This window comes from Coprococcus sp. AF21-14LB, assembly GCF_003458885.1.
Lineage (GTDB): Bacteria > Bacillota > Clostridia > Lachnospirales > Lachnospiraceae > UBA9414.
Genome location: NZ_QRVX01000009.1, coordinates 42,243 through 55,707 on the forward strand (window position 1 = coordinate 42,243; position 13,465 = coordinate 55,707).

At 42.8% G+C, this 13,465-nt stretch carries 12 protein-coding genes, 1 other RNA gene and 2 pseudogenes; 3 read left to right on the top strand and 12 right to left on the bottom strand.

Annotated features, from left to right (window positions below; all coding sequences use genetic code 11):
* Positions 1-13: 13 nt before the first annotated feature.
* Positions 14-1,159 (bottom strand): prephenate dehydratase, encoded by a 1,146-nt coding sequence (gene pheA / locus DWX73_RS03755; protein WP_118347006.1) that lies wholly within the window; start codon positions 1,157-1,159, stop codon positions 14-16.
* Between the two features lie 235 nt (positions 1,160-1,394).
* On the opposite strand from pheA, the gene pyrB reads away from it, so the two are divergent.
* Together pyrB and DWX73_RS03765 are read left to right on the top strand one after the other, a co-directional pair.
* A complete protein-coding gene (pyrB, locus tag DWX73_RS03760) occupies positions 1,395-2,315 on the top strand; it encodes an aspartate carbamoyltransferase (RefSeq protein ID WP_118347008.1) in 921 nt (306 codons plus the stop codon).
* A 12-nt stretch (positions 2,316-2,327) separates the two neighbouring features.
* Positions 2,328-2,783, top strand: a complete 456-nt coding sequence (locus DWX73_RS03765) for an aspartate carbamoyltransferase regulatory subunit (protein ID WP_118347010.1) — start codon at positions 2,328-2,330, stop codon at positions 2,781-2,783.
* A gap of 126 nt (positions 2,784-2,909) precedes the next feature.
* Here the strand turns inward: DWX73_RS03765 and DWX73_RS03770 are convergent, their stop codons facing one another.
* The 9 genes and pseudogenes from DWX73_RS03770 to DWX73_RS15735 form a co-directional block, all read right to left on the bottom strand.
* Positions 2,910-4,325 carry a leucyl aminopeptidase family protein gene (locus tag DWX73_RS03770; RefSeq protein ID WP_118347012.1) on the bottom strand — a complete coding sequence of 472 codons (1,416 nt, stop codon included), beginning with the start codon at positions 4,323-4,325 and terminating at the stop codon, positions 2,910-2,912.
* Positions 4,326-4,349: 24 nt separating this feature from the next.
* Complete coding sequence (locus tag DWX73_RS03775; protein ID WP_118347014.1) at positions 4,350-6,320, bottom strand: transglutaminase domain-containing protein; 1,971 nt, start codon at positions 6,318-6,320, stop codon at positions 4,350-4,352.
* The gene (locus tag DWX73_RS03780; RefSeq protein ID WP_118347016.1) at positions 6,209-6,838 is read right to left on the bottom strand and encodes a hypothetical protein; all 630 of its coding nucleotides are present in this window, start codon (positions 6,836-6,838) and stop codon (positions 6,209-6,211) included. Before DWX73_RS03780 ends, DWX73_RS03775 begins: the two co-directional genes overlap by 112 nt.
* A gap of 19 nt (positions 6,839-6,857) precedes the next feature.
* Positions 6,858-7,634: a copper homeostasis protein CutC gene (locus DWX73_RS03785; protein ID WP_118347018.1), complete on the bottom strand. Its 777-nt coding sequence runs from the start codon at positions 7,632-7,634 to the stop codon at positions 6,858-6,860.
* 1 nt (position 7,635) lies between these two features.
* Positions 7,636-8,202: a CDP-alcohol phosphatidyltransferase family protein gene (locus DWX73_RS03790; RefSeq protein ID WP_118347020.1), complete on the bottom strand. Its 567-nt coding sequence runs from the start codon at positions 8,200-8,202 to the stop codon at positions 7,636-7,638.
* Positions 8,203-8,244: 42 nt separating this feature from the next.
* Positions 8,245-8,843, bottom strand: a pseudogene (locus tag DWX73_RS03795) (AAA family ATPase).
* Between the two features lie 204 nt (positions 8,844-9,047).
* Positions 9,048-9,398, bottom strand: an RNA gene (rnpB, locus tag DWX73_RS03800) — RNase P RNA component class A.
* A 24-nt stretch (positions 9,399-9,422) separates the two neighbouring features.
* On the bottom strand, positions 9,423-10,247 hold the full coding sequence (locus DWX73_RS03805) for a LysR family transcriptional regulator substrate-binding protein (RefSeq protein ID WP_330413446.1): 825 nt from the start codon (positions 10,245-10,247) through the stop codon (positions 9,423-9,425).
* Positions 10,248-10,288: 41 nt separating this feature from the next.
* Complete coding sequence (locus DWX73_RS15735; RefSeq protein WP_442871978.1) at positions 10,289-10,390, bottom strand: helix-turn-helix domain-containing protein; 102 nt, start codon at positions 10,388-10,390, stop codon at positions 10,289-10,291.
* A gap of 152 nt (positions 10,391-10,542) precedes the next feature.
* On the opposite strand from DWX73_RS15735, the pseudogene DWX73_RS03810 reads away from it, so the two are divergent.
* Positions 10,543-11,969 (top strand): annotated as a pseudogene (locus tag DWX73_RS03810) (aspartate ammonia-lyase).
* Positions 11,970-12,085: 116 nt separating this feature from the next.
* On the opposite strand, the gene DWX73_RS03815 reads toward DWX73_RS03810, so the two are convergent.
* Together DWX73_RS03815 and rnhA are read right to left on the bottom strand one after the other, a co-directional pair.
* A complete protein-coding gene (locus tag DWX73_RS03815; RefSeq protein WP_118347022.1) occupies positions 12,086-12,967 on the bottom strand; it encodes a uroporphyrinogen decarboxylase family protein in 882 nt (293 codons plus the stop codon).
* Complete coding sequence (rnhA, locus tag DWX73_RS03820) at positions 12,964-13,446, bottom strand: ribonuclease HI (protein ID WP_118347023.1); 483 nt, start codon at positions 13,444-13,446, stop codon at positions 12,964-12,966. The genes DWX73_RS03815 and rnhA overlap by 4 nt, the downstream gene beginning before the upstream one ends.
* Positions 13,447-13,465: the final 19 nt, after the last annotated feature.

The following is a 13,465-nucleotide window of genomic DNA, read 5'->3' on the forward strand; positions in this document are numbered from 1 at the left end:
ACATCCTTTTTTCTCATCTGACTGCTTCTGCATAATTTCCGAGAATTTTCAAAGTTCTTGTCTCCTCCCGGAGTCCTCTAATTGCATTTTTCACCGCACTGTCTGCCAGATTTCCTTCAAAATCAATGAAGAACCGATATTCCCATGTCTTTCCTTCCACCGGTCTGGATTCAATCTTTGTCATATTCAGATCATTGTAAATGAAATGCGACAAAATATGATACAGCGAACCACTCTCATGCGGTACTTCAAAGCAGATGCTGATCTTATCCGCATCCGGCAGGAAAATTTTCTGATTTGTAATCACAATAAAACGGGTGGAATTATTATCTTCATCATTTACATGCTCTTTCAGTATTTCCAGTCCATGCACCTTAGCTGCATAGGCGCTGCAGATAGCAGCCTTATGAATATCCTGTTCACTCAGAACACGTTCTGCCGCAATCGCCGTATTCGCCACACTAATCTGCTGCCAGTTTCTGTGTTCATCCAGAAAATGCTCACACTGCATCAACCCCTGCGGATGGGAATACACTGCTTCAATCGTCTCCAGATCAGTTCCTTTTATACCAGATAGCGTATGTTCAATCGGAAGCACTACTTCTCCCACAATATAATTCTCATATGCCACAAGAAGATCATTTACTTCATTTACCCCGCCGGCAGAAGAATTCTCAATCGGAAGCACTGCAAAATCTGCTGTTCCTTCCTCCATCGCTTCCATTGCTTCCCGGAACGTCCTCACATGGAAACTATTGATATCTTCACCAAAATATTTCTGCATTGCTGCTTGTGTATATGCCCCTTCTGTTCCCGGAAATACAATTCTGGCGCCTTTCGTATCAAGTTCTTCTACACGAATAAACGGCAGACGACCGGAAGTTCCCTTCCTTGCAATCTCCTGATACTGCAACTTTCTGCTCATCGCCATCAACTGTTCGAACAACTCTTTAATTCCTTTTCGGTTAAATGCATTGGAAGCCAGTTCAGAAACAGCTGCCAGTTTCTGATTCTCCCGCTCCTTGTCAAATACTTTCTTCCCTGTTGCAATTTTATATTCTGCAACTTCTTTGCAGAGCTGCATCCGCTTCTCATACAGCGCTACGATCTCGCTGTCAATTTCATCAAGATTCTTTCTAATCTCTTCCAATGATATCATGTTCTTACCCCCTGATGTTATTCTATCTTTTTATTGTAACAGCCAAACGCTGCATTCGCCATAACAAAAATTATCTTCTTACTGATTTTTCTGTTGAAATCTTAGCACTTTTATTATAAGATAGATAGAGATTTCTCTGACATTCTATTAATTCAGAACTATTCAGAAATATCTCATCGTTTCAATTATACTATCGTATAGATCATCACAATTTACAAATTAAGAGGAGGTTTCTATGAGACATTTAATGAGTCCTTTGGACTTCTCAGTAGAGGAACTGGATCAACTTCTGGACCTCGCAAATGATATTGAACAGCATCCGGCAAAATATGCTCACGCATGTGACGGAAAAATTATGGCAACATTATTCTATGAACCAAGTACTCGTACAAGATTAAGCCACGAAGCTGCCATGTTACGGCTTGGCGGAAGCGTACTCGGCTTTTCTTCTGCCGACTCCAGTTCTGCTGCAAAAGGAGAAAGCGTTTCCGATACGATCCGCACTGTATCCTGCTATGCCGATATCGCTGCCATGCGTCATCCAAAAGAAGGTGCTCCAATGGTTGCCTGCCGTCACTCTTCTATTCCGGTAATCAATGCAGGAGACGGAGGACATCAGCATCCGACTCAGACACTTACAGACCTGTTAACAATCCGTTCTACAAAAGGACGACTGAACAACCTCAAAATCGGACTTTGCGGTGATTTAAAATTCGGGCGTACCGTACATTCTCTTATCCATGCCCTTGTTCGCTACGAAGGCATCAGTTTCGTACTGATTTCTCCTGAAGAATTAAGGCTTCCAAGCTATATCCGTGAAGACGTTCTCGACAAGAATCATATCCCGTATGAGGAAGTCGTACGTCTGGAAGATGCTATGCCTTCTCTTGATATTTTATATATGACCCGTGTACAGAAAGAACGTTTCTTCAATGAAGAAGACTATGTACGCATGAAAGATTTTTATATCCTGGATAAAAAGAAAATGGAACTCGCAAAAGAAGATATGTTTGTTCTTCATCCGCTTCCGCGTGTCAACGAAATTTCCACAGAAGTAGACGATGATCCGAGAGCCGCATATTTCCGTCAGGTACAATACGGTGTTTATGTGCGAATGGCACTGATTCTTACGTTACTCAATATTAAAGTTTCCTAGGAGGGCTGATTCATGGCTACAAACAGTACATTAAATGTCAGCGGCATCTCAGAAGGTGTCGTACTTGATCATATCCAGGCTGGAAAATGCATGGATATTTATAAATATCTGAACCTTGATAAACTCGACTGCACTGTTGCAATCATCAAAAATGCAAAGAGCAATAAAATGGGTAAAAAAGATATTATTAAAATCGAATGCCCAATCGACTATATCGATTTAGACGTTCTTGGCTTCATTGATCATAATATCACAATTAATATCATCCAGAATGATCGGATTATCGAGAAAAAACGGCTCCATCTGCCAAAAGAAATCAAAAACGTTATCCGCTGCAAAAATCCTCGCTGTATCACATCCATCGAACAGGAACTGGATCATATTTTCATTCTTACTGATGAGGAAAAAGAAATTTACAGATGTAAATACTGTGAAGAAAAATATGTAGGACATTTGAGAAAAAAATAGAATCAAAAATTAACTAAAATCGTATGATATACAAAGCATCTGCCCCGGACAGTTTCACAGACTGCCGGGGCATTTCTATACAATTCCTCTGCTCTATTTTCTTTCGGAGAATCCTGACAATTTTCTCTATCGTTTCAACCAATAATAAATAGTTTCTGCCGCAGCTCCTGTGGCATATTTGTTCTGGAATTCATAAAGCGGCGTCTCTGTCCATGCAGTTCCCGCAATATCCAGATGAATCCACGGAAGTCCTTCTGCAAACGCGCGGATAAATAGTCCTGCTGTAATCGTTCCGCATACGCTTCCGCCGATATTTTTAATATCTGCCACATCACTTTCAATCATTTTTTCATGCTCTCTGCCAAATGGAAGCAGCCAGTATTTTTCTCCGGATTTTTCGCTTGCCGCCTCAAATTCCTGCCAAAGCCCATGATCATCACACAGTACTCCGGCAATACTGAACCCAAGCATATTCACAACTGCTCCTGTCAATGTTGCGATATCAAGTATTCTCGTCGCACGTTCATGGTGGATGGCATATGTTACTGCATCTGCCAGAATCAAACGTCCTTCCGCATCTGTATTTCCGATTTCAATCGTCTTACCGGAATATGATGTAATCACATCTCCCGGAAGAAAACTTCCAGACGAAATTCTATTTTCACAAAGCGGCATCACCGCTGTTACATTTACTTTCTCTTTACGCTTTGCCAGTGCATAGACTGCCCCTGCAACTGCTGCTGCACCAGCCATATCTCCCCGAATTCCCGCCATACTGGAAGCTGGTTTCAGACAATAACCGCCTGTATCACATGTAACACCTTTTCCGACAAGCGCTGTTATTTCTTTCTTCAATGGTTCTCCCCGATAGCGCAGGATTACAAGATACGGAGGATACGCACTTGACTCTCCCACCGCCAAAAGCGCTCCCATTTCCAGCTTACGCATCTCATCTACCGTAACGATTTCCATTTCCACATTCGTATCTTTTACCAATTTCTGAATCTCTTCTGCAAAATCTGCCGGCCGGAGCTTATTCCCCGGACGATTTACCATTTCTCTTGCAAATGTAATTGCCTCGGTAATAACGGCTCCCTCTGCCACACATTGTTTCGCCCGTTCCAGATCTTTTCCCGGAATCCCAATTACCGATACCTGAAATTCTTTTTCTTCCTGCTGTGATTTGTATGTAGGCGCTTCATAAAGACCGAGACAGATTCCTTCCGTACATGCTGTCAGCACAGAAGCATCATTTTCCTCAAGAATACGATCCATCAAAATAGAAAACTGATATATTCGTGTCTGCTTCAGCGTTTTGCATGCTTTTGCCATCAACTCTTTCAGTATCGTTACATTTGTCAGATCTTCCTTTCCGGTTCCCACGAAAAGAATCCCTTCTTCCTGTGGAAAATAATACGTCTCCAAATACTCTCCGTGGAACGCTTTTTGTGCCTCTGCGTATTTGGATTCCTGCCAGTTATATTCTTCTCCGGCAAAGATTACCTGTGTTCCGATAATCTTGCCCCAAACAAATTCTATCATCTGCTATTTCCTCCGTTCGTTTCTCTATACTGCTCCTGACTGAATCATGCGAAGCAGCATATCTGCTGTTCCTACATTATATCCTGCTTCTCCATAAATTCCTGTCAAATCATGTCGGAGTACAAGAATAAATGGATACAAACCAGGCTCCCGAAACATTCTGCGGGCAAGCTGTTCTGCCTGTCCATTTCTTTTCTCTGTCAGACAGTATACTGACTTCAATGTTTCCCGCAGTTTCACATATGTCTGCTGCTGAAAATATTTCTCCTCCGCCACAATATAAACTGGTGTTCCGCCAAATTCTTCTGCACGTTCGATCAGTTCATTAAAAATGTGCTCCGTTGGTTCTTTACCAGGTTCTGCCCAGATATAAATCCCCGCGTGTTTGGCTGCCTGAAAACTTTCTCCGCTCGCTGTTTGAAAAGAAATCTCCGGCAGCGGTATCTCTGACAACATTTCCGATAATGCTGCTTCTTTTTTCTCCAGAATAACCTCTGTCCGGTTTCCCGCCGTAATCTGCTCATAACGCACTTTTGCAAAGACGTTTCCATTTGGCAGACGATTTGCTGTACAAATCCGATAAATGCCTTCCGGGACTTCTGTTTCTCTTCCAAGCACCACTTCCTGACATACCCGGAACTGACCATTTTTCAGCAAAGCTACACTATAATCTGTACGATACTTCCAGTTCTCTGGACCATTCAGAAAAAGTATTCCTGTCTTTTCTCCTGTCAGCCAGCAGAATGTTTCTTTTTCTTCTTTGCTTCGATAGGCCTGTGCTCGTCCGTCAATCAGAGACAATCTTGCCGGAATTCCCGCACACCGAAGGAGCGCTGTTTTCAAAATCTCCTTTGCTCCCACAATTCCATATCCGGATTCCAGACAAGCCTGCGGTGTATTCAAAAGTCCCTTATAACATTGAGATTCCACTGTCTTTACCTTTGATTCTACATATTGCTCCACCTTCTCCGGATCTGTTTGGAATGTATACAGATCCTTCTCCGGCACGATTGCTTCCAGTGCTTCCTTCCAACAAGTCAGGCGTTCCAGTCCAATTCTTGGCTGCAGCAAATACTCTTCAAATACCTGCGTTGGATATCTTCCCTCATATTTTCCTGCCCATTCTGCCTGTTTTTCTAAAACAGAAAAAGGGACTTCCCGCAAATCTTTTTCTGGAAGAAGATGCCAGATCTTCTCTATCCATCTATCCATATCCCGCTGCGTTTCCTGATCCCATTCCGAAGATTTTACCGTGTTTTCCCATCGGTCTTTCTCTGCGTTCCAGAAGACCTCGCGTTTTTTCTGCAAATGCCTTGCTGCGGCTGCAAGTTTTTCTTTTGCTGCTTTTGCTTTTTTATTAAGATTCCTGCATCCCGGCGCAAAACATTCCAATGTGTTCCATACGCCTGTCTTCCATGGATCTCTGCGGATCTGAATTTGGCATCTCGTATCTTCTTTTACCTGAATCAACTGTTCTCCATAACAGTCACCACAGCGCGCACTGAGCAGCAGCGTTCCAAAGCCTGTATAAATTTCATATTGCCCATACGCATTCGTTTTTCCATTCGCTATCTCAAGAAATGATGCGTAATTCATCACTTCACAGCAAATCTTTGCATCCTTTACAGCCTTTCCTTCCTCATCTATAACTTCTATCCGAAGAAGTGTTGTTTCCCCATAGCGTGAAAGTTCATTTAGCAATATCGCACATCCATCTTCTCCCGCTAATTGTTCCCCTTGACGCTTTGCCTCTTCATTTCCTCCAAAATACGGCGTATGAATCATCATTGCTCTTGAAGATGCTCCGTCAAACCATCCCTGGTCCAGAACTTCTTCCGGTTCACATGCCCCAAGATAATGCCATGTATCTCCGCACCAGATTTCTACCCAGGCATGATTGTCATCGCAATGCGACCAGTGAGGCGCATAGACTTGCCGCGCCGGAATTCCCGCACTTCGCAGACATTTACCACAAAGGTAGATTCCTCTCCGCATCGGCCTTCTCCACACCGATATACGCTCATAGCAGATGCCGTGCGGTCATCTTCCTGACGGTAGGAAACCTCTCCGGCACACCAATAATTGATTTTCAGGACCGCTTCTGTCATCCTGCTGCCAAGATCATATCCCTCTTCTTTTTCCGCCCCTTCTTTTAAAGATGCCAGCATGCACTGCATTTCTTTTCCGAAAAACTTGCGACACGGCTCAATTTCCTCATCGTTTACCCGATGAAACAATACATAGGATGCAAAAAGCTCTTCCGGAATCTTACCGGCAAAAATATCATTTGCCCAAAGCTCTGCTCCCCATTCTGCAAAATCTGCAAATACTTCCACCGGATAGTCCGCCATGTCGCTCAAAGGCATCCTTCCATACAGCACATACAAGGCATCTCTCACATCTCCGGCATATCCGGAAATCTTTTCAGACAGCACTCTCCCAAATGTTCCGAGTTCTGTCATCCGTCTTTGAAAATCCTCAATGATTTTCTTTCTGTATCCTTCTGAAAACATAACTCTCTGCTCCTGTATCCTATCTCTCTGAGTGTTCTTCTGCTTTCTTTTCCAGCTCGTCCAATACGTTTCTTGCTTCCTTCACGTTCTCTTCTGCTGTCTGCCAGATCTCATACTCACTCAGAGATGGTAAGCCCATACTGACTTCTGATTTACGATACTGCATCTGGCTATTTACGACAATTTTGCCTGACATATGATAATCCAGAATTCCAGTCTCTTCATATAGGCTGCGGATCACACCTGCATGAATTCCTCCTCCTGCAAGAATTTGAATTCTTCCATCTGCCTGCTGCTGCAGCTGTTTCAGAAGCTTTGCTCCTTTTGGCGCAGATTCCTGCTGTCCGGACGTTAATATATTGCGAATACCAAAAGAAACTGCCTGTTCGAGAACTTCTTGCGGATTCCTACACATATCAAAAGCCCGGTGAAGTGTAACTTCAATTGTTCCCGCTTCTTCCAGGAGATACTTCATTCCTTCTGTATTTAGCGTCCCATCCGGATTCAACATTCCGATTACCACACCATTAGCTCCATGTTCCCGGAACCATCGGATTTCTCTTGCCATCTGTCTGGTCTCCTCTTTTGTATAACAAAAGTCTCCAAAACGCGGCCGGATCAGAACATTTATCCGAGTGTCACAGATTTCTTTTACCTGCTCAAATAAAGCAAAGGAGGGAGTTGTCCCTCCAATAACCAGATTACCACAAAGCTCGAGGCGGTTTGCACCGCCCCGAACAGCATTCTTTACCGATTCCAACGAATCTGTACAACATTCTAATACTCCATATCTCATCTTATACAGCTGTCTCCTTCCACATTTTACGAAATACCGGAATATAACATCCCAATGTCCATACCATCAATAGCGCACATGCAAAAATAATTCCATTTGCAATCTGCTCTGACATCTGCGGAAACAGTAATACAACAAACAGCACAACATAAATCGCTGCCGTGCATACTTTTCCAAACCACATCGCTCCGTCCAGCTTCCGACCGTTGTGCCGGAGCATCAGAAGTCCCATAATTCCCATGAAACCTTCTTTAATGAAAAATAACCCTACAAGAAGCCACATCCATTTGTATTTCATCGTCACACATAAAAATACTGCTCCCTGTGTCAGCTTATCTGCCAACGGATCAAGAAACTTCCCAAGTTCTGTGACCTGATTTAGCTTTCTTGCAATCTTTCCATCGAATAAGTCTGTTAATCCGGAAATTCCAATGGCTGCCGCTGCATAATAATATTCCATCACAGTTTCTGCATGCAGATATAAATATACGAAAACCGGAATCATAATCAGCCTGAAATAGCCGAGCAGATTCGGAATCGTAAACCATTCTTCCCGCTTAAATTTCATATTCTTCTCCTTCCTGCAGCAGAAACTTGATGTCCGCCGCCTTTACATACTTCGATACAATGCCGTCAGTATATCAAGCATCTCCTCTTTCTTCATCTTACTGCTGTCAAGGCAGAGATGATACTGCTCCATATCCATCCAATCCTGATCGGTGTAATAATTATAATAATACCGGCGCTGCTTATCCATCTTGCGAATTAACGCCTTCGCCTCTTTCAGATCACACTGTTCCCGCCTCATAACAGTATTAATACGCGCCTCCAGCGGTGCATGGATAAATATACTTTTTACAGAATCACAATCCTTTAAGATTGCATTGGCACATCTTCCAATGATAATACAATCTTCTTTCTCAGCTAATTCCCGAATCAGCTTATCTGTCTCACCAAAAAGCACATCGTTCATTGGCTCAAACCTGAACTTCGGCTCCATCTGGTACTCATCATTTACAGGGTACAGCCACATACTTGCGCGCTTTTCGTCTACTTTCGCCAGTTCCTCATATGGAATGTCTTTTCTCTCAGAATAATCTTCAAAAGCTGCTTATCATAATAGTGGATGCCAAGCTTCACTGCAAGAGCCTTTCCGATCTCCCGTCCGTCACTTCCATAAGTTCTGTTAATTGTAATGACTCGTTTCATACAAACGTCCCCCTTCCACACCGCTATGCGGATTATATCTAGTTGTGATGTTTGTATTATAACATTTTTTGTATAGATTTACCATAATTCACCTAAAAAAATAAAAAACAGATACCGAATTTCTTCTCTGTATCTGCTAACTTTAACCGTATATACTCTATCCGAATACGCGTCATCTTTGCATCGGAACTTATGATGAAAACAAATCTAAGCAGGACGATAAGCCGGGTTATGTCGTTGGACAATCATCTATCTAGAACTGCCGTTGCCGACAGTTTCAAGCGACCTACCTAAAACGTGACGGGCCGCCACATTGTTTTCGTTCGGTCTTGCTTCGGATGGGGTTTACATGTGCCCCCGCTGTTACCACCGGGGCGGTAGTCTCTTACACTGCCTTTCCACCCTTACCTGAGTCTTCTCAGGCGGTTTATTTCTGTTGCACTGGCCTTAGAGTCACCTCTACCGGACGTTATCCGGCATCCTGCCCTGTGAAGCCCGGACTTTCCTCACCTGCGACCTTTCGGTACATGCAGCCGCGATTGTCTGTCCTACTTAGATTTATTTCTTTCACTGAGTTATTTATTTTACCATAAAATCACTTGATTGTAAACATGCCTGTCGTAGAAATTCTGTCATGGCTCTGCTCATGTATTTTCCCTGTTTCCAGTAAAAACAAATGTCTCTTTCTACTTCATCTCCATCCAGCTTATAGTAGATTACGTCCGGATGCGGCGGAACGCGGCGAATCAGTGTATCGCTGACAAACGAAATTCCCATTCCGGAACAAGTAATGTTATAGGAAGTTACCTGTTGATCAAGTTCCAGCACAACTTTCGGTGAAAATCCATGCTCTTTGCAGATTTGAATCGCCCTTTGCCGCGTATCATTCTCCTGTTTCAGAAGAAGAAATGGAGCCTCTTTAAATAATTCCAGCGGAACTGCCTTTGTTCCCTCCTGAAACTTTGTTCCTTTCCCACTTCCATTGGGAATGAGCTGATATGATGCAAGCCCTTCATTCTCTTTTAAATGCCGTGGTACTGCCAGAAGCAGATGTTCTGTCCGATACAGCTGCATACCGAATACAGCTTCATTAAATCGCGAATTGTCCACTACAAGGTCTAACAGCCCTGCTCCAAGAAATTTTTCAAGATTTGCGGTTGTCTCTTCTACTAATTCAATCGTAACCTTCGGAAAACGTTCTGTAAAACTTCCTATCAGCTTCGGCAGAACATAGGAAGAAAAAAGATTACTTCCTCCAAGCCGCAAATGTCCGGTACGAAGCTCCCCATAATCTGAAATATAATTGGCAAAGCTGTTCTGAACAGCAATAATTTCTTCTACCGCACCGATATAGCGGGCGCCGCATTCGGTCAGTCGAATCGGATTCGTACTCCTGTCGAACACCGGATAGCCGATTTTCTGTTCAATCCGTTTTACATTTGCACTCAGAGAGGCTGTGAAATAAATAATTTTCTGGCCGCTTTCGAAAAGCTTTTCTCCTTGTACACTTCATAAATATATTCCATTCCCTGAAAAATTTCCTCCATCAATTTCTCCCCCGCTTTCGTAATACCGCAAGTGCATTAGTATAGTAATAAAAATTATATTTATTATAAAAATATATGTATTTGATTATACTATAGCATCAACGTATACTAAGAGCAAGAAGAAAACCAAAATCTGGAGGAAAGAATGAATTATGGTTACGAAAGTAAATTTGGACGGAAAAAATTATCGTATGGAAAAAGACTCGATCGGCGTGAAAGATGTTCCGGAAAACGTCTACTATGGAGTACATTCTCTGCGCGCTGCCGAGAACTTCCACATTACCGGACTCTATATGCATCCGGAAATCATCCGCAGCCTTGCATATATTAAAAAAGCTTCTGCAATTACTAACTGCGAAGTAGGAACACTGGACAAGTCCATTGCTGAGGCGATCTGCAAAGCATGTGATGAAGTCATTGCAGGTAAATTTCAGCATGATTTTATTGTAGATCCGATTCAGGGCGGCGCAGGTACTTCTTTAAACATGAATGCCAACGAAGTTATTGCCAACCGCGCTATCGAGCTTCTTGGCGGTCAGAAAGGTGACTATTCTATCGTAAACCCAAATGACCATGTAAACTGCGGTCAGTCTACGAACGATGTTATTCCTACTGCCGGAAAAATGACTTCTTTAAGATTGCTTGAAAATTTAAAGAAAGAATTAAAAAGACTTCATGAAGCATTTTGTGAAAAAGCAAGAGAATTTGATCATGTAATTAAGATGGGACGTACTCAGATGCAGGATGCTGTTCCGATTCGTCTCGGTCAGGAATTCCAGGCATATTCTGTTGCTATTATGAGAGATATCCATCGTATGGACAAAGCAATGGACGAAATGCGTACATTAAATATGGGCGGAACAGCTATCGGAACCGGAATCAATGCAGATAAAGGCTATTTAAAACGTATTGTGCCAAATCTATCCGAAATTTCCGGAATGGATTTTGTGCAGGCATTTGACTTAATCGACTCTACACAGAGCCTTGATCCTTTTGTTGCTGTATCCGGTGCAATCAAAGCCTGTGCCGTAACACTTTCTAAGATTGCCAATGACCTCGTTTAATGTCTTCCGGTCCTAGAGCCGGATTTGGCGAGATTAACCTGCCTGCAAGACAGAACGGTTCTTCTATCATGCCGGGAAAAGTGAATCCGGTTATCCCGGAAGTGGTTAATCAGGTTGCTTTCAATATTATCGGAAATGATATGACAATCACTATGGCTGCTGAAGCAGGACAGTTAGAATTAAATGCATTCGAACCAATTGTATTCTATTGCCTCTTCCAGTCTATTGATACATTGGCATATGCTGTTGAGACTTTCGTTGATAATTGCGTAAAGGGAATCACAGCAAATGAAGAACGTTGTCGTTATCTTGTAGAAAACAGTATCGGTGTCATTACTGCTATCTGCCCTTATGTTGGATATCAGAAAGCTGCTGACATTGCAAAAGCTGCTCTTCAGACAGGTTCTTCCATCCGCGAATTAATTTTAAAAGAACATCTTCTGACAGAAGAAGAATTAAACAAGATCCTTGATCCTGTTAATATGACAGAACCTGGTATTCCGGGAAACAAATAAACCGACAAATCTCATAGAGCATCACACATAAGAAGGGCCGGCATTTCACGGATTGCGCGTGAAATGTCAGCCCTGTATTTTTATTGTTTTCCTCCATTGATTCCGGAAAGATACTGCTAATCTTCTCTGCTTGTCAGAACTATTTCTTTCAGGATCTGATTCTTCAATTGATATTCTCGCCGTTTCATACACATCTGCCCTGCAATTTTCACAGTTCCTGCCATTCTGGCACATGCCTCATGATATGTCATCACCTCTGGAAGTTTGACATCTCTTAATGTCCCTAAACCTGTTCCGAGAAGCGCAAAGGTAGTTTTCGGACAAAGAATCATCATACTGTCACGGTGCATCTGTCTGCAGGCTTGTATTAAAAATGGCATTGTAAATGTTTCCGTCAGCTGTTCCATCAGTTTTGGTCCGATCATACTGACCGCCCCTGCTGAATCTGCATAACTAAACCATCTTACCCCTGCTTCTTCTGCCGCTGCTATTACCCGAAGCTCTTCTTGACAGAATTTATCCAATAACTTCTTCATCTGCTCCGGACATTTTCGAAATGCTTTAAAAATAGTTCGAATATCAATTAGGGAATTGCATATCGTAAGCGGTCCTGACAAGTTAAATACTACTTTTTCTCCATTCTGAGTAAGCTCTCTGCAGGCCCTTAAAGTCTCTGCCATTCGTCCACTTTCAAGCTGCATTTGCGGCAGCGCCAACAGCTCCTCCACAGTCTCACAACAATACTTTCCTACCCGGGGCGGCGTTGTTCCATCACCGAGACGAATGTCCGCACCAAGCGCTTCTGCTTCAAGTGTATGGCAAAATGGCATTTCACAAAATACATCTCCACTGCTTTTTTTATAAAATTTTGCCAGTTTTATCATTTCTTCCTGTTGGATATAAGCCTCCGGAAATACACATCCTGCCTTCAGCGCGTCTTCTTTTTGACGCCCATCCAGATTCTCCGGCTCACAATGAAATTCCGTAATTTTTCTCATGACTCTGACACTCCCTCATCAATGATCAGCTTATCTGAATCTGCCGCTGTCGTTGCCAGCGTATCACATCTTTCATTCTGCGGATGCCCATCGTGCCCCTTTACCCAATAAAATGTTACGCGGTGGTTTTCTTTTGCCTTCAGAAGTCTTTTCCATAAATCTACATTCTTTACCGGTTCATTTTTCCCCCGCTTCCAGCCCTTTTTGAGCCATCCGTCAATCCAGTGCTGATTAAAAGCATCCACGACATATTTGGAATCGGAATAAAGCTCTACTTCACATGGGCGGTTCAACGCTTCTAACCCCGCAATAACTGCCATCAATTCCATCCGGTTATTTGTTGTTCGCACATACCCCTGAGATAACTCTTTCACATGCAGAGTTCCTTTTGAATCTACATATTCCAACACAGTTCCATAACCTCCCGGTCCATCCGGATTTCCTCTGGCTGCACCATCCGTATAAATCTGAACTTTCATATTGCCTCCTTTTATCTCA

Coding starts and splice junctions, on each gene's coding strand:
- pyrB (WP_118347008.1), top strand. CDS start 1,395: ATGAGACATTTAATGAGTCCTTTGGACTTCTCAGTAGAGGAACTGGAT.
- DWX73_RS03775 (WP_118347014.1), bottom strand. CDS start 6,320: ATGCGGAGAGGAATCTACCTTTGTGGTAAATGTCTGCGAAGTGCGGGA.
- pheA (WP_118347006.1), bottom strand. CDS start 1,159: ATGATATCATTGGAAGAGATTAGAAAGAATCTTGATGAAATTGACAGC.
- rnhA (WP_118347023.1), bottom strand. CDS start 13,446: ATGAAAGTTCAGATTTATACGGATGGTGCAGCCAGAGGAAATCCGGAT.
- DWX73_RS15735 (WP_442871978.1), bottom strand. CDS start 10,390: ATGGAGGAAATTTTTCAGGGAATGGAATATATTTATGAAGTGTACAAG.
- DWX73_RS03765 (WP_118347010.1), top strand. CDS start 2,328: ATGGCTACAAACAGTACATTAAATGTCAGCGGCATCTCAGAAGGTGTC.
- DWX73_RS03815 (WP_118347022.1), bottom strand. CDS start 12,967: ATGAGAAAAATTACGGAATTTCATTGTGAGCCGGAGAATCTGGATGGG.
- DWX73_RS03780 (WP_118347016.1), bottom strand. CDS start 6,838: ATGTTTTCAGAAGGATACAGAAAGAAAATCATTGAGGATTTTCAAAGA.
- DWX73_RS03770 (WP_118347012.1), bottom strand. CDS start 4,325: ATGATAGAATTTGTTTGGGGCAAGATTATCGGAACACAGGTAATCTTT.
- DWX73_RS03785 (WP_118347018.1), bottom strand. CDS start 7,634: ATGAGATATGGAGTATTAGAATGTTGTACAGATTCGTTGGAATCGGTA.
- DWX73_RS03790 (WP_118347020.1), bottom strand. CDS start 8,202: ATGAAATTTAAGCGGGAAGAATGGTTTACGATTCCGAATCTGCTCGGC.